General features: G+C 44.6%; 18 protein-coding genes. 15 read left to right on the plus strand and 3 right to left on the minus strand.

The features are described 5' to 3' along the window. Positions 1-24: 24 nt before the first annotated feature. Positions 25-603, minus strand: a complete 579-nt coding sequence (locus NTZ10_03290; protein MCX5749251.1) for an ORF6N domain-containing protein — start codon at positions 601-603, stop codon at positions 25-27. A 229-nt stretch (positions 604-832) separates the two neighbouring features. On the opposite strand from NTZ10_03290, the gene NTZ10_03295 reads away from it, so the two are divergent. From NTZ10_03295 to NTZ10_03315, 5 genes are all read left to right on the plus strand, one after another. After that, the gene (locus tag NTZ10_03295) at positions 833-2,449 is read left to right on the plus strand and encodes a putative DNA binding domain-containing protein (protein MCX5749252.1); all 1,617 of its coding nucleotides are present in this window, start codon (positions 833-835) and stop codon (positions 2,447-2,449) included. Positions 2,450-2,704: 255 nt separating this feature from the next. Next, positions 2,705-3,070 (plus strand): hypothetical protein, encoded by a 366-nt coding sequence (locus tag NTZ10_03300; GenBank protein MCX5749253.1) that lies wholly within the window; start codon positions 2,705-2,707, stop codon positions 3,068-3,070. 45 nt (positions 3,071-3,115) lie between these two features. Next, positions 3,116-3,298 (plus strand): hypothetical protein, encoded by a 183-nt coding sequence (locus NTZ10_03305; protein MCX5749254.1) that lies wholly within the window; start codon positions 3,116-3,118, stop codon positions 3,296-3,298. A 273-nt stretch (positions 3,299-3,571) separates the two neighbouring features. Next, positions 3,572-4,411, plus strand: coding sequence for a Bro-N domain-containing protein (locus NTZ10_03310; GenBank protein ID MCX5749255.1), 840 nt, complete (start codon positions 3,572-3,574; stop codon positions 4,409-4,411). 139 nt (positions 4,412-4,550) lie between these two features. Next, positions 4,551-5,705, plus strand: a complete 1,155-nt coding sequence (locus tag NTZ10_03315; GenBank protein ID MCX5749256.1) for an MFS transporter — start codon at positions 4,551-4,553, stop codon at positions 5,703-5,705. A 53-nt stretch (positions 5,706-5,758) separates the two neighbouring features. Here NTZ10_03315 and NTZ10_03320 read toward each other — a convergent pair whose 3' ends face one another. Next, positions 5,759-7,204: a 6-phosphofructokinase gene (locus NTZ10_03320; GenBank protein ID MCX5749257.1), complete on the minus strand. Its 1,446-nt coding sequence runs from the start codon at positions 7,202-7,204 to the stop codon at positions 5,759-5,761. A gap of 115 nt (positions 7,205-7,319) precedes the next feature. Further along, positions 7,320-8,501 carry a hypothetical protein gene (locus tag NTZ10_03325; protein MCX5749258.1) on the minus strand — a complete coding sequence of 394 codons (1,182 nt, stop codon included), beginning with the start codon at positions 8,499-8,501 and terminating at the stop codon, positions 7,320-7,322. A gap of 115 nt (positions 8,502-8,616) precedes the next feature. Here NTZ10_03325 and NTZ10_03330 point away from each other — a divergent pair, with 115 nt between their 5' ends. The 10 genes from NTZ10_03330 to NTZ10_03375 form a co-directional block, all read left to right on the plus strand. After that, positions 8,617-8,910, plus strand: a complete 294-nt coding sequence (locus NTZ10_03330; GenBank protein MCX5749259.1) for a DUF134 domain-containing protein — start codon at positions 8,617-8,619, stop codon at positions 8,908-8,910. Positions 8,911-8,967: 57 nt separating this feature from the next. Beyond that, entirely contained in the window at positions 8,968-9,999 is a 1,032-nt protein-coding gene (gene arsB, locus NTZ10_03335; GenBank protein MCX5749260.1) for an ACR3 family arsenite efflux transporter, read from the plus strand. Further along, entirely contained in the window at positions 9,996-10,778 is a 783-nt protein-coding gene (gene arsM, locus NTZ10_03340) for an arsenite methyltransferase (GenBank protein MCX5749261.1), read from the plus strand. Before arsB ends, arsM begins: the two co-directional genes overlap by 4 nt. Before the next feature lie 18 nt (positions 10,779-10,796). Continuing rightward, positions 10,797-11,747, plus strand: a complete 951-nt coding sequence (locus tag NTZ10_03345; protein ID MCX5749262.1) for a permease — start codon at positions 10,797-10,799, stop codon at positions 11,745-11,747. A gap of 54 nt (positions 11,748-11,801) precedes the next feature. After that, complete coding sequence (locus NTZ10_03350; GenBank protein MCX5749263.1) at positions 11,802-12,209, plus strand: thioredoxin family protein; 408 nt, start codon at positions 11,802-11,804, stop codon at positions 12,207-12,209. Continuing rightward, the gene (locus NTZ10_03355; GenBank protein MCX5749264.1) at positions 12,193-12,888 is read left to right on the plus strand and encodes a sulfite exporter TauE/SafE family protein; all 696 of its coding nucleotides are present in this window, start codon (positions 12,193-12,195) and stop codon (positions 12,886-12,888) included. The genes NTZ10_03350 and NTZ10_03355 overlap by 17 nt, the downstream gene beginning before the upstream one ends. Positions 12,889-12,943: 55 nt before the next feature. Beyond that, positions 12,944-13,159, plus strand: a complete 216-nt coding sequence (secG, locus tag NTZ10_03360) for a preprotein translocase subunit SecG (GenBank protein ID MCX5749265.1) — start codon at positions 12,944-12,946, stop codon at positions 13,157-13,159. A 25-nt stretch (positions 13,160-13,184) separates the two neighbouring features. Then, positions 13,185-13,847: a hypothetical protein gene (locus NTZ10_03365; GenBank protein MCX5749266.1), complete on the plus strand. Its 663-nt coding sequence runs from the start codon at positions 13,185-13,187 to the stop codon at positions 13,845-13,847. 65 nt (positions 13,848-13,912) lie between these two features. Then, positions 13,913-14,344 (plus strand): hypothetical protein, encoded by a 432-nt coding sequence (locus NTZ10_03370; GenBank protein ID MCX5749267.1) that lies wholly within the window; start codon positions 13,913-13,915, stop codon positions 14,342-14,344. A 151-nt stretch (positions 14,345-14,495) separates the two neighbouring features. Then, on the plus strand, positions 14,496-14,698 hold a 203-nt coding region (locus NTZ10_03375), incomplete at its 3' end, for a hypothetical protein (GenBank protein MCX5749268.1).

Here is a 14,698-nt window from a genome sequence, read left to right on the forward strand (position 1 = left end):
ACGCCTGCCAACGCCTGAACGCTGTTAAATGAACCCGAACCTGCCTTTTGGCTTTTCTTTTTCATGCAGCATCTCTCTCAACGCGTCAAAAACGATCTTGAATTGGCCGTCGTATTTCTTTTCCATTTCTTCTATCTTGTTCCTAAGTTCTTTATATCCAGATAACATTGTCCTTAATTTTGTAAATGTCCTCATGACCTGGATATTTACTAATACAGCCCTTTTGCTGTTAAGGACACTTGACAGCATGGCTATGCCTTGTTCGGTAAAAGCGTACATCAAGTATTTTGAGTGTTTGCCTCTTTCTAAGGCGCCAAAATGGCACCTTAGAGCTTTTTGTTCGTCAATTGAAAGCCTGATCATGAAATCATCCGGAAAACGGAAGATATTTCTTTTAACGGCTCTTTTTAAGTATTTTGTTTCAACACCATAAAGGTCCGCAAGGTCCTTATCGAGCATCACTTTTTGCCCCCTTATCAACAGGATCATGTTCTCAATGATCTCCGCAGGAACCAAAGACTTACTGCCGGATTTTTCGACACTTCGACTCGCCGGCGCTCGCTCAGTGCAAGCACCCCTGATGGATTTGTCATCCTTTTTCATGATAAAGTCTCCTTTGGAGGGTCATTGGGAACCTCCCCCAAGGATGCTTACAGCAATTTATCCGCCACAACGGAAACGCAATCAGCCTGCCGACCTGTCCGCCGAAGCTGAAGCGAAGGTGGAAGTCCCGATCTAATCGGGACGAACGCGCTTGCCCTGAGCGTAGCCGAAGGGTTTCAGGTGGTGGATTTTGGGTAAATTGAGAATACTTCTTTTGCGAGTGCTATAATTGGAGTCAAATACGACAAAAACCACGGAAGAACAGTTCAAATTATTATTAAAAGAGCCGGAAGGGGCGCATTTGGAATGTAAACCTTCGAGCATTAGTTCCCAGTCACTTTCTGATTATTGTGCCGCAATTGCTAATGAGGGAGGCGGCAAGCTGATATTAGGTGTTACCGATAAAGAAAGAGAGATAATAGGAACGAAATCATTTGCAGGAACATTACATGAATTACCAATTAAGCTTCTACAAGCTCTTTCTATAAGAGTAGATGCCGAAGAGCTCAAAATAGACACAAAAAGAGTTGTTATATTTCATATTCCAAGTCATCCGGTCGGTATTTTAATAAAATCAAATGGCAGATATCTAATGCGGGCCGGCAGTTCGCTGGTTGAAATGACATCAGATAAGATAAGAGAAATCGTGATGGAAACCATAAAAGACTTTTCCGCTCAGATTGTGCCGGGATTAGCTCTTTCTGATATAGATGAAGAATCCGTCAATAGATTTAGAGCGCTTTGGGCGAAAAAACAAGGCAAACTGGAATATTTGAGCCATGACACGGAGAAAATATTGAGATCAATAGAGATTTTCACAGATAAAGAAATTAATTATGCCGGGTTGATTCTGTTCGGGAAAAAAGAAAAAATAGCTGAATTGTTGCCGGGTGCGGAAATAATATACGAATGGCGTCAGGAGAAGAAAATCAGCCATGATTTTCGTTCAAGTTGGAGAGATCCGTTCTTTAAGATATACGATGATATTTGGGCTATCATCAACGCGAGGAATTCAAGGACACCATTCCAGGAAGGATTTGTCCAAAGAGAGATATCCGCGTTCACGGAAGCTCCAATACGTGAAGCAGTATTAAATGCCGTAGCTCACAGGGATTATAAGACAGAAACCGCGTCAATTATTATCAAAGCTTCACCTGACGAGTTCACGATAGAAAGTCCCGGAGGTTTTTTGCCGGGGATAACCCCGGAAAATATCATCGAAAAATCTGAATGGAGGAACAGGCGTATTGCCGAGATACTGGAAAAAGCGGGTTTGATTGAAAGATCAGGGCAGGGAATGGAGGTTATATTTGGAACTACCATACGAGAGGGGAAAGGGCTGCCCAGCTTTAAAGGGAGCGATCAATATTCCGTAAAACTTAGTATCCCTGCTAAAGTTAAAGATGAACAGTTTATCAAGTTTCTTGAAAAAGTTGCGAACGAGAAACAAATATCATTAACTTTCGAAGAAATATATGAATTGGAAAATATTAGGGAAAACAAAAAAGTAAAATCCCTAAAGTTCAAGGATAAATTTCTTGAAATGGGGATAATCGAGAAAATTGGAAGAACAAGCTCAACCCAATATATCCTTTCTCATAAATGGTATGAGTACCAGGGCAAAGCAGGCATTTACACGCGCATTGCCGGTCTTTCTCGTGATAGAAATAAGCAGTTGATAGTTGAACATTTGAAAAAGAATAAAAAGGGTGCCAGGAATACTGATTTCAGAGACGCGCTTGGATTTGATCAGAAAACGATCAATAATTTTCTTCAAGAGCTGAAAGATGATGGAAAAGTCCGTTTTGAGGGCAAGAAAAGAACAGGGAAATGGCTAATTAAATAGCCGATGAATTAGTTAATACTAGTTAATGTTGAAGAACAGGGTCAAATAAATGCCTCGCAATTGAGTCAAAAAATGGATGGAGAACTAGTTAATAAATGTTAAACGTTAGAACAAAAAAATGAATTCAAGGCATTCTCAATAAATAAGAGAGAATCCATTTAATAATTAACTGTTTCGGAAGTAATTAAATCAAATGAAGCCCGCATTATTCACAAAAGCTTTATGATGTGAATAAAAGGAGGAAATATGAATGAAATGTATGAATTTGATGTATTTTGTGAAGAAGATGGAACACGTAAGACAATTAAGGCTAAGGGGAACGACAGCCTTTATAAGTTTGCTGAAAAGATCGTCAAGGAATTTGACTTTGAACTGGACCACTGCTTCGGATTTTACAGCGATTTCGAGAAATTGAGCAATTCATCCAAGGCCTATGAGCTTTTCGTTGACGCGGAAGCGGAAACATCTTGCACGGGTTCCAAAAGCGTAAAAAAGACAAAGATCAGTCAGGCGTTTCAGCAAGTCGGAGAAATGATGTTGTTCCTGTTTGATTACGGGGATAATAACAGGTTTGCGGTAAAACTGATGCGGATTCCGACGAAGTGGGTGAAGACGGGATGACGGCGTTTGATGTGGTGGATTTTTCATGAAAGGAAGGGCTGAATAATGGAAACAAAAAGGGATCTGTCAACGGTGAAGAGTGTCACGGTCTGCCTTAAGGAAATAGATGAAGACGGACAGAAAACAGGAAAGCGTATGTGTATGGAAATGACAGGGGCCCAATATGAAATATTCGAAAAGCATGTAAAAACAGTGCCTTCGAATGAAAAGAAAGAAGTGGTCGAATAGTATCACATCAAATGATCAAAACCTGCACGTCGGCAGCGAATACATGACGATGGAGCATATAGGGAAGAAGAGGACTAACGCTTTTCAAATAGTGGATTTCTCTTAAGGCAGCACGCAGTTAGCAGTACGTACTGCGAGCTGCGAACGACGAACTGCGGTCTTTGATGGCGGGCTGATTGCTGTAATATGGAGATAGAACGCTTCGGTCAGCTCTTACGAGGCGGATCGCTGTGAGAGGTGTTGAAAAATCCTACAGTTGAGGAGGAAATAATAATGAAAGAAGATAAAATCGCGGTATTTGAAGGAAAGGGAATTCGCAGGATCTGGGATAGTAAAGCGGAAAAATGGTATTTTTCTGTTGTGGACATCGTCGCGGTTTTAACTGACAGCCAAAATCCGGCCGTATATTGGAGAGTTCTAAAAAAGCGTTTACTGGATGAAGGCGCAAATGAAACCGTTACAAAATGTAACGGTTTGAAAATGCCTGCCGCTGACGGGAAAATGAGAATAACGGATATGGCTGACACCGAAACGATGCTTCGGCTTATTCAGTCTGTTCCCAGCCCCAAGGCGGAACCGATAAAGCTGTGGCTGGCAAAAGTGGGGTATGAACGGTTGCAGGATATGAGCGATCCCGCGCGCTCACTTGACCGCGCCCGCGAATACTGGCAGCAACTCGGTAGAAGTGAAAAGTGGATCCAACAGCGGATGATGGGGCAGGAAACCAGGAATAAACTCACTGACTACTGGAAAGACCATGAAATAACCAAAGAAGAGGAATATGCTGTTCTCACAAACATCATTCACCGGGAATGGAGCGGTGTTTCAGTGAAAAAACATAAGGGTATCAAAGGTCTTAAAACGCAGAATCTCCGTGATCATATGAGCGAAGCAGAACTGATTTTTACCGCACTTGCTGAACTCTCCACGAGACAGATTGCCGAAAGCGTCAATGCCACAGGAATGCCCGAGAACGCGAAAGCAGGGGAAAAAGGCGGAAAAATTGCAAGAAAAGCCCGGTTGGAATTGGAATCAAAAACGGGCAAAAGCGTCATCACATCCGAGAACTATCTTCCGCCGGCGAAGAAACAAAGGCAAATAAAACAAAAATAGGAAGCTAGGTGTACGAGAAAATCGTACAACTGCTTGCGTCTCACCACTCGCGTAGCAATGCGGGCAGGCTTCGTCAAAGCTTGTCCCGAGCGAAGCCGAGGGGGCGCCGCGCATATAATTATAGTAAAATGGGTTAAGTATGAAAACAAAGATCCCGAAAAACGTTGTCTGGCTCGGTCTTGTCAGTTTCTTTAACGATGTCGCCTCGGAGATGATCTATCCTCTTGTCCCTATATTCCTCACAAGCGTCCTGGGCGCGCCGGTGGCAATAGTCGGTCTGATAGAGGGGATAGCCGAATCAACCGCGAGCTTATTAAAAGTCGTCTCAGGATGGCTTTCCGACAAATTCCGTTCAAGAAAACCCTTTACAGTTGCAGGATATTTATTCTCGGCATTTTCAAAAATACTTTTAAGCTTTGCTTTCAGCTGGCCTCTGGTCCTGTTTGCCAGATTTGTCGACCGTTTCGGAAAAGGGGTGCGGACTTCAGCGCGGGATGCTTTGATCGCCGAAAGCTCGGATGCCACGGTCAGAGGAAGATCGTTCGGTTTTCACCGCGGCCTGGATACTCTGGGAGCGGTGATAGGCCCGCTCCTCGCTCTGATCGCAATCCGATTTTTGAATGATAATCTGCGTCTCATATTCTTTCTTGCATTCATCCCGGCTTTTATCGGGATCCTCCTGCTTGTCATCTTTGTAAAAGAAAAAAGAAAAGAAACCGGTCCTTTCGAAGCGTTCCATTTTAAATGGCAGGATCTCGACCCTTCTTTTAAAATATATTTGCTGATCAGTTTTATTTTTGCTTTAGGCAACAGTTCGGATGCCTTTCTGATCTTGCGGGCGCAAAATTTAGGCCTGTCACTCACTTTGATAGTGCTTACATACGTACTTTTCAATTTCACATATGCAATGTTTTCAATGCCGGCAGGAATAGTGTCTGATAAGATTGGACCAAGAAAAGTTCTTCTAAGCGGTTTTTTGCTTTTTGCCTTTGTTTATCTTTTATTTGGCGCAATACATTCAAGTGTATTTCTTTGGGTTCTTTTCCCTCTTTACGGGATATACATGGCACTTACCGAAGGGGTAGGGAAAGCCTACATTTCAAATCTGGTCCCGAACGAGAAGACGGGCACGGCCTTTGGCATCTATCAGACAACGGTCGGCCTCTGCACGTTCTTTGCTTCTCTTATTGCCGGACTTCTCTGGACATATGTCGGTGTCAGTGTGCCTTTCATCTTTGGTAGTGTAGCGGCGGCAATATCTGCGATCCTGTTTGTTATTCTGGAGAAGAAATAAAAAGACCCCGGCTAAATACCGGGATCTTTAAAACTATCTATCCAGCATTTCTATTATGGTAGTTGTTTCGGACCGCAATCCCTGTGCGCTTTGAACATCTGCATGTCCGCGGCCTGAGTGTACATAGTACTGCCCAGGTCCAAAAGTCTTTTGAGTAAATGGTCGGCTCCGTCTACCAAAAGGTCTTCGTATCTTACATATCCCAGGTTCCCGAATCCTTTTGATATCACCATGACGCCGGACATGCCCGCGTCAAGAAGTTCTATCGCTTTACCACCCTCCTCAAGCCCAAGACCTATATCAAAACTGTTAGGGCGTCTGCATCTGAATTCATATCCCAGTTGTTTCGGGACTACCTTTAGGTCGATACCAAGGTCCTTTGCCGCTTTTTTAACAAGCGGGGTAAGGGCTTGCGCAATACCCACATCAGCAAGCCTCGGATTACTATGATTATCGATCCCGATTATGACCTGAGCGCCTAATCCCAGGACTTCAAATTTAATTGGTTTCCCCTTTGCGTCTGTTTTGCAGACTTTTGTCGGCAGCCTGTCAGCAATTCCTTCCGCGACAGCGAACAGTCCGTATTTCGGCCCGTTCCTGTTAGTCCCTGCGCGGTCACTTATCGTCTGGGCGATCTCTCTTGCAAGCAATGTCGCGTTGAGCTTAAGGCTTCCGTCCGTTATACCGTTTCCTTCTACGGCCCTGATAAAATCCACGGTGCTCAGTATCTGCCCGTTGACCTCAAGCATCCTTGCTGTCCTGGCGAGGATCTGGTCCTTGGAGGCAAAGCTTGCCTTTAGTATCTGCCTTATCCCGTTAAGAGAGAACTCTTCCGGTATGAATATCCCTGTCGCGCCTGCGGCTTTTGCAGACCGCAGGGCCAAAGCTCCCGAACTTCTTCCCATAAGTTCCGCAATGAATATTGAAGCGATATCCTGCGCGGCGGCATCATCCTTCAAGGCCATCATAGCTTCTGCCATGCCGTCCACGACCGTAAAATGCCCGTGCGTGATCCCGGTCATCGGCACGTCATCGTCGATCGTTTTCGGCACGCCTACAACAGGAAATCCAAGGCTTGCGAGCCTTCTGTTAGTAGTGTTTGTGTCGTCCCCGCCGATCCCGAGAAGACCGTCAAAACCCCAGCCTTTCAAATTCTTCACGATCTCGGCTCTGTCCGCTTCCTTAGGGTTAAATCTTGACGTCCCGCAACATATCGCTCCGATCGCCTCAAGTCGTGATATAAGCTGTCTGGTAAGGACTACAGCGTTCCCCGCCTTAAGTCCCGCGAATCCGTCCTCAAAAGCTACGATCCCGTCCCCGCGGATGATCGCCGCAATGGCAGCTCCCTTGACAGCGGCGCTGCTACCCGGAGCAGGTCCGCCGCCATGGACAACCGCCCATATCTTTCTGCAGCCCTGCAATGCAGACAAAGAACGAATATTCGGCCGCGCAGTAAAAAGATTTACTTTATGGGGAAGCCAGCTCGCTTGAAGTCCCATTTTATTTTCCTCCTCTGACAGATAACTTCGTCTATAAATACATCGAACGGTTTTTTTGGAAATTTCACTTAATTTCTAAATATCCGTTATTATTGGCCGGCTCGGCCCGGAAGATTTACCTGTGAAGCACTTCCTCCATTGCAACTATGACATCAACAGGTCCGGGCCCGATGACTTTATTGCCGTCAATTCTTGCAACTAGAGACTTATCCTGCCCGGTCGTCCTGACCCAGACTAATTTTTGGAGCCAATCGTGCGCGATCGTGACCTTCGGAGTGCCAACGGTAGAGGCAAGGTGCGATGGCCCTGTATCGATGGACAAGAAGCTCCTGCACATCCTGATCACTTCCGCTTCTTCAAGCACATCCCCGAAGAACAGCCCGAATGGCTTGTTGCCTTTGATAGCCCTGTGCCTGTCTGACAGCTCCGCAAGGAATTTCTCGTGTATCTCTTTGTTACTGAGCGCGGCAAGATGCGAATATCTTTGGTTGTCGTCCATCATGTTTTCCGGAATATGGCCGAAAAGAGAACCGCATATAAAAAGGATATTGTAGTTCTTTTTAAGGAAATGATCGGCGACCTCATGGAAGGAGCTTGCCGGCCATACCTGATCGAATACTTTGTAAGATCCCGCGGTCAGGTGGAGCCCGATGGTCCTTTCAGGAAGGAATTTTGTCAGTGCGAAAATACCGGCGGCGGCATCTTTTTCTTTTTGCGTGGTCCATATCATGGGACGAATATCCGAAGTGTCATATCCGGTTTTGCCGTCAAGTCTCTCGGCCAGCTTGACGACCTCCATATTCTTCAAAATAAAAGGGAGTCCTGCAGCCTCTATTGTTTCGTCAAATAAAGCGCCACCCCTGTCCGTGGTAAAGCTGCTTTCCTCATCATTAGAATGGTGTTCCAGGCATCTCGCATGATTGCCGAAGTTTATCCTGAAACTATCCAGCGGTGAGGAGCTGTCAAGAGCTTGGTAGGAAACAACAAGAGCTTCGGTATCGTCCCCGAACGGGATCCCGAGGACATTTTTTCCGCCATTTTCAGTCTTTTTCCTCAAAGCATCGAGTTTTTCAAGGTTGTCGGCTATAGTGATCCCATCGCGTCTTGCCCGATCAAACCTGTACCTCATCAGGCTGGAACACTCCGCGCTCGGGATTATCGCAAGCCTTCTTCCAAAGACTTTCATAAGCCTGTCAATGGACGGCGAAAGGTCGACATTAGAGCCGAGCCTCTCAACGCCGCTAAGGCTGGCAACAGCCCATTTAAATCTGCCCGTAGATGTGATGCTGGCTGGCAATATAATACCTCTCAATATATACCTCGATAAAATTGAGGCGGAATTTCAGGGTAAATAGTTGACAAAGTGCGATGCGGCCTGATAAGATGAGTAATGAACAGGTGTTCATAACAAAATGAGGCCAAAAAAGACAAGGCATATTAAATGCGATAAAGACTTCCGCTTCTTTAAGCCGCAGTGCAAAACAAGGAAAGAAGTCAGAGAGATAATTATAACGCTGGATGAGTTCGAGGCAATAAGGCTTTATGACTTTGAAGGCCTTGAACAGGAGAGGGCGGCCAAAAGGATGAAAATATCAAGGCCGACGTTCTCAAGGATATTATCATCGGCAAGGAAAAAGATCGCTCGCGGGCTGGTAAAACTGGAAGCGTTAAAGATAGAGGGAGGATGCTGCAGCTTCGGAAAATGACTAATAACTAATGACTAATGGCCAATTAAAAAGGAGAGACAATAATGAGAGGCAATAATGACAGTTAAAAAGTTGTCGTTCATAGACAGGTATCTGACTTTGTGGATATTTGCTGTAATGGCTGCCGGGGTCGGGATAGGTTTCTTATTCCCGCAGATAGTCGGGTTCTGGAACAGGTTCCAGTCCGGGACAACAAATATTCCTATAGCGATAGGCCTTATTCTTATGATGTATCCTCCGCTCGCCAAAGTTAAATATGAGGAACTGAAAGACGTCTTTACGGATGTCAAAGTGCTTATTTTGTCTTTGGTGCAAAACTGGCTGATAGGACCGGTGCTCATGTTCGCGCTTGCTCTGCTATTCCTCCGCGACAGGCCGGAATACATGGTAGGCCTTATTTTGATCGGGCTTGCCCGCTGTATCGCGATGGTCATTGTCTGGAACGAGCTTGCGGATGGCGACAGCGAATATGCCGCCGGGCTTATTGCTTTCAACAGCATCTTTCAGGTGTTGTTTTACAGCGTCTACGCCTGGATCTTTATTACATACTTGCCGGGATTGTTCGGATTAAAAGGCGCGATCGTGAATATTTCTATTATTAATGTGGCAAAAAGTGTTTTTATTTATCTTGGCATTCCGTTCCTCGCAGGTATCATTACCAGATTTTCACTTATCAAGTCTAAAGGAAAGGCCTGGTACGAGGACAGATTCATCCCTATGATCAGCCCGATAACGCTGATCGCTCTGCTGTTTACAATATTTGTCATGTTCAGCTTAAAAGGAGAGCTCATTGTACAAATACCTTATGATGTCTTTAGGATAGCAATACCGCTTCTCATATACTTTATTGCGATGTTTTTTATCAGCTGGTCCTTGAGCAAAGGATTCGGCGCAAATTATAAAAAATCTACAACGCTTTCATTCACGGCCGCAAGCAACAATTTTGAGCTTGCAATTGCCGTGGCAGTCGCAGTATTCGGGATCAATTCCGGTCCTGCCTTTACTGCTGTTATCGGTCCGCTTGTGGAAGTCCCGGTAATGATAGCGCTGGTAGGTGTGGCTTTGCGGCTGAGGGGAGGGTTCAAATGAAAAGAAAAGATAAAACTATAAAGAAAGCCGTGAAAGAAAAATATGGCAGCATAGCGGTTGGAAAACAAAAAGGATGTTGTTCAGGCTCATCCTGTTGCGGAAGCGGTCCGGCGGCTGTTATCAGTAAAAATATCGGTTACAGCGGGCAGGAGATGGGAGCAGTTCCTGAAGGATCAAATCTGGGTCTGGGCTGCGGTAATCCTGTGGCAATAGCATCATTAAAAGAAGGGGAGACCGTCCTTGACCTGGGCAGCGGCGCGGGATTTGACGCATTTCTTGCGTCATCTAAAGTAGGCAAAAGCGGAAAAGTGATAGGAGTGGACATGACTCCCGAAATGGTTAAAAAAGCGAAACAGAACGCCCTCAATGGCGGCTATAAGAATGTTGAGTTCAGGCTCGGAGAGATAGAGAAGCTTCCAGTAGATAACGCGTCTGTCGATGTGATCATTTCTAATTGTGTTATAAACCTTTCTCAGGAAAAGGAAAAAGTATTTAAAGAAGCTTTCAGGGTCCTGAAACCGGGCGGCAGGCTGATGATATCGGATCTAGTTCTATTAAAAGATTTGCCTAAGATTGTTATGAAATCGATTGAAGCTTATACCGGTTGTATCGCTGGAGCTGTGCTAAAAGAAGAATATTTGGGCCATATTAAAAAAGCGGGATTTCATGACATTAAGGTAATAAGTGAAGATATCTATCCGATAGAGGAAAAAGGTATTTTGCCGGATTCTGTTGCAAGTATCAAAGTCGGAGCTCAGAAGCCGCTAGCGGCGAAATAATGAAAGGGGTGAATTGATATGTTCAAATGGTTTGCCGATCTTATTACATATGATGTATTGAGGCTGACAAAAGAGACGCATCTCGCGGACAGTATGAATTTCTTTTTCTACGATGTTCCGAAAATATATTTCATGCTCATCTGCGTGATATTCTTTGTCGCGTTCCTGAGGACATATCTACCTCCCGAGAGGATAAGAAAAATCGTTGCTGGTAAATCTGAAGTTATCGGGAATATTCTCGTTTCATTTTTTGGGATATTTATGCCGTTCTGCACTTGTTCTGCAATTCCTTTGTTCATGGGAATGCTCCAGTCAGGCATTCCTCTCGGTGTCACGATGTCGTTTTTGATAGCTTCGCCGATGATAAACGAGATAGCCGTTGTGATGCTATGGGGGCTTTTCGGCTGGCAGGTGTCGCTGATCTATATCCTGAGCGGGATGACGATCGCAACTCTGGCCGGATATCTGATCGGAAGGATGAAAATGGAGCGATTTGTATCTGAGAACATCTCCAGTTCAAAATTCAACAATGCCGATATGCCGGGCAGCAGTCCTATAAAGGAAAGAATAATATATTCTTTCAATTACTCGATCGACGTGTTCAAGTATGTATGGATATATGTAATGGTTGGAATAGGGATAGGCGCTTTGATCCACGGATATGTGCCCGGAGACCTTCTTACACAATATGCTGGGCGCAGTAATCCTTTTGCCGTGATCATAGCGACGATCATAGGGGTTCCTATTTATGCGAACTGCGCGGGAGCTATACCTGTAGCTCAGGCCCTGATGTTAAAAGGCCTTCCGCTGGGGACTTCGCTTGCTTTTCTTATGGCGGTCACCGGATTATCACTTCCGGAGTTCCTGATACTGAGATCAGTTATAAAGCCAAGGCTCCTTTATACGTTTTTTGGGATAGTCGCTCTGGGAATAATCCTGACAGGATACTTATTCAATTTCATATTTTAGAATAGAGCAGAAGAAGAGATCCGGTTTAGCAATGAAGGGAAAAGGTGTAAATTAATGCGAAACAAGACCCGTTTTATATTGGTGTCCGGAGTATTTATTTTATTATTAATTATGAGTTCTATCCCTGCTGAGAGCGCTAAAAAAGCGGTCAAACCCAAAAACAATATAAAGATCACCTTCCTCGAGATCGGATCTGTAAATTGCATACCATGCAAAATGATGCAGCCGGTCATGAAAGAGATCGAGGAAAAATATAAAGGTGAAGTGATCGTTATCTTTTACGATATTAAGAAACCCATGGGTTCTTATGCCGCAGAAAAGTACGGGGTAAATATGATCCCGACCCAGGTATTCATGGATAATAAGGGCAAAGAGTTCTTCCGTCACACAGGATTTTATCCGGCGAGTGAAATCGCGAAAATAATAGACAAGAAATTAGGTCAAAATGCTGGAAATATTTAATTTTCTGTCCTCAGCTCTTTATTCAACTCCATATATCGCGGTAGCCTCCGCATTCGTCTGGGGGATAATGAGTATAATCTTAAGCCCGTGCCATCTTTCAAGCATCCCTTTGATAATCGGTTTTATCAGCGATCAGGAGAAAATGACGACAAGAAAGGCATTCACTTTAGCGCTGGTTTTCTCGCTAGGGATACTGATAACGATTGCGCTAATAGGACTGATCACCGGTCTAATGGGAAGGATGCTTGGAAATATCGGAAACATTGGGAGTTATTTTGTTGCTGCTGTCTTGATCATAATAGGCCTGCATTTGACAGGAATAATCTCTTTGCCATTCTTTAGCAGGTTCGACCGGTCACGGGCCGGAAATAAAAAGGGATTGTTTGCTGCTTTCATGCTCGGCCTGATATTTGGAATAGCCATGGGGCCGTGTACTTTTGCCTATCTTGCACCGATGCTGGCAATAGTATTCAACCTTTCCTCAAAAGAGCTGTGGTACGGGATGCTGCTTCTTTTAGCTTACGGGATCGGACATTGCAGCGTTATTGTTTTTGCCGGGACATCTACAGAGAGTGTCCAAAAATACCTGAACTGGAACGAGCGCTCCAACGGAACTGTGTGGATAAAAAAGATATGCGGGATATTGCTGATGATCGGAGGGATATATTTGATCTTTTAGTCCGCATTTTGTCTTCTTCATTGACATTTTACTGCCTCTGTGCAAAAATATTCGTATGAAATCACTGCTTCTTGCAGTTCAGATAATCTCCGCTCTCGGACTCATCATCACAGTCCTTCTTCACAGTGCGAAAGGGGAAGGGCTCGGGGGCATTGGCGGAACTGCCCACGTGTTCGGCTCTCAAAAAGGGCTTGAGGAAGGGCTTGACCGCCTTACCGCGGGGCTTGCCGTCACATTCATACTTGTATCATTGATAATAAATTTCATTTGAATAAAATAAAAGGAGGTTTCCTGTCATGATCACGATATCCGATGTCCTGAGGTTGTTTGCCACTCCGCTCGGTGTCCATATTCAGAAGCTCCTGCTCGGGATCGTACTTTTGATAATAGCGGTCCTGATAGCAAAGCTCGTGCAATCCGTCTGCTGCTATATTTTTAATTTGGTAAAGATCGATGCTCTTTCCGGCACGATCGGTCTGAAGGGCCTTCTTAAAAAGACCGGCATCAATAATTCATTCACCTCGCTGTTGGGCGATATGATCTTCTGGCTGGTAGTGCTCGCAAGCGGGATCGCCATAATCTACGCCCTGAATTATATTACAGCCCTGAAAATATTAAGGGTCATATTGAACTATCTGAGCGGTAATGTGATCAATGCCTTATTTGTGCTTATACTTACAGTGGTCCTCGGCTCTCTGCTTTCGGGCGTGATCCTGTTCCTCGGAGGCCTGATATTCCTGCCGGGATACAGGCTGATAGCAAAATTAGCTCAATATGTGACCGTGATCTACGGTATAGTCATGGGACTCGATATGCTCGGCATTTCGGCCCAGGTCATTGCGAGGCCGGATATAATCCTCGGTTTCTTCGCTCTGGCGGGCGCGATAGCTTTCGGGCTCGGCTGCAAAGACCTTGCGGCGAGCTGGCTTGCTAATTTTATCAGGGATACAAGGGAATAAAATAGTATAGAAGGGGGGTGAAAGAATTGAAAAAATTAATAGGATTGTCAGTTGTATTAATACTAATGTTATCAGCCATTTCGTTCGCTGATGGAACGACCCCGGCAAAGACAGGTGATTCGGGAAAATTAGGTGTTGGGTTTTACGGTGGTACACCGACATTGAGGTATAATTTCTCAAATGACGCCCGCGGTCAGTTGGGAGTTGGATTTGCTTCTGCAGCCGGAACCAGTGTTTTTACGTTGTTGCTTGCCGGAGACGTTGATGTCACGAAAATATCCGGTAACGAGGTAAATATTGGCGGAATATTTAACCTTACCTCGGCAACAGGCGGATCAACATGGACGGCAGCTTTCACCTGCGGAGTGGACACAAAAATAAACCAATCTTTAGTACTTGAACTTAAGGTCTGGCCTGTAAGTGTCACATCATTAGCTAATACTACGACTTTCAGCATTTTTAACACTGCTACTATTGGAGCGCATCTGTATCTGTAATCCAATTTCTTGTTTTATAGCATAATGGTCTTTCGTGTTTTAGGAATACGAAAGGCCTTATGTTAAATATTCTTTGCTGCAATGTAAAATATTCTTGACAAAGGTGTAACATCTGTTATAATTTCAAATCAAAGAGAGGGGAGGTGAGAAAATGAAGAAATTATTATTAGCATTGACTATTATGATTGTCATCGCATCCGTTGCAGGCGCCCAAGTGCTTCTAACGGCAAACCCTATGGGCCAAGGCAAAATGGGTTGGTTGGGAGCTGCCGAATATGACATGAACTCGCTTGCAAACGATAATCTGTATGGAGTTGGTGGATTTCTCGGATACGGTATAACTAACACCCTTGA

The sequence above is a fragment of the Candidatus Saganbacteria bacterium genome (assembly GCA_026387835.1).
In the GTDB taxonomy this organism is placed as follows: domain Bacteria; phylum Margulisbacteria; class WOR-1; order JAKLHX01; family JAKLHX01; genus JAPLKZ01.

Excerpts from the sequence above, each read along its gene's own strand:
- NTZ10_03330 (MCX5749259.1), top strand. The coding sequence starts at position 8,617 with ATGAGGCCAAAAAAGACAAGGCATATTAAATGCGATAAAGACTTCCGC.
- arsB (MCX5749260.1), top strand. The coding sequence starts at position 8,968 with ATGACAGTTAAAAAGTTGTCGTTCATAGACAGGTATCTGACTTTGTGG.
- arsM (MCX5749261.1), top strand. The coding sequence starts at position 9,996 with ATGAAAAGAAAAGATAAAACTATAAAGAAAGCCGTGAAAGAAAAATAT.
- NTZ10_03320 (MCX5749257.1), bottom strand. The coding sequence starts at position 7,204 with ATGGGACTTCAAGCGAGCTGGCTTCCCCATAAAGTAAATCTTTTTACT.
- NTZ10_03365 (MCX5749266.1), top strand. The coding sequence starts at position 13,185 with ATGATCACGATATCCGATGTCCTGAGGTTGTTTGCCACTCCGCTCGGT.
- NTZ10_03350 (MCX5749263.1), top strand. The coding sequence starts at position 11,802 with ATGCGAAACAAGACCCGTTTTATATTGGTGTCCGGAGTATTTATTTTA.
- NTZ10_03315 (MCX5749256.1), top strand. The coding sequence starts at position 4,551 with ATGAAAACAAAGATCCCGAAAAACGTTGTCTGGCTCGGTCTTGTCAGT.
- NTZ10_03355 (MCX5749264.1), top strand. The coding sequence starts at position 12,193 with ATGCTGGAAATATTTAATTTTCTGTCCTCAGCTCTTTATTCAACTCCA.
- NTZ10_03300 (MCX5749253.1), top strand. The coding sequence starts at position 2,705 with ATGTATGAATTTGATGTATTTTGTGAAGAAGATGGAACACGTAAGACA.
- NTZ10_03370 (MCX5749267.1), top strand. The coding sequence starts at position 13,913 with ATGTTATCAGCCATTTCGTTCGCTGATGGAACGACCCCGGCAAAGACA.
- secG (MCX5749265.1), top strand. The coding sequence starts at position 12,944 with ATGAAATCACTGCTTCTTGCAGTTCAGATAATCTCCGCTCTCGGACTC.
- NTZ10_03290 (MCX5749251.1), bottom strand. The coding sequence starts at position 603 with ATGAAAAAGGATGACAAATCCATCAGGGGTGCTTGCACTGAGCGAGCG.
- NTZ10_03305 (MCX5749254.1), top strand. The coding sequence starts at position 3,116 with ATGGAAACAAAAAGGGATCTGTCAACGGTGAAGAGTGTCACGGTCTGC.
- NTZ10_03310 (MCX5749255.1), top strand. The coding sequence starts at position 3,572 with ATGAAAGAAGATAAAATCGCGGTATTTGAAGGAAAGGGAATTCGCAGG.
- NTZ10_03345 (MCX5749262.1), top strand. The coding sequence starts at position 10,797 with ATGTTCAAATGGTTTGCCGATCTTATTACATATGATGTATTGAGGCTG.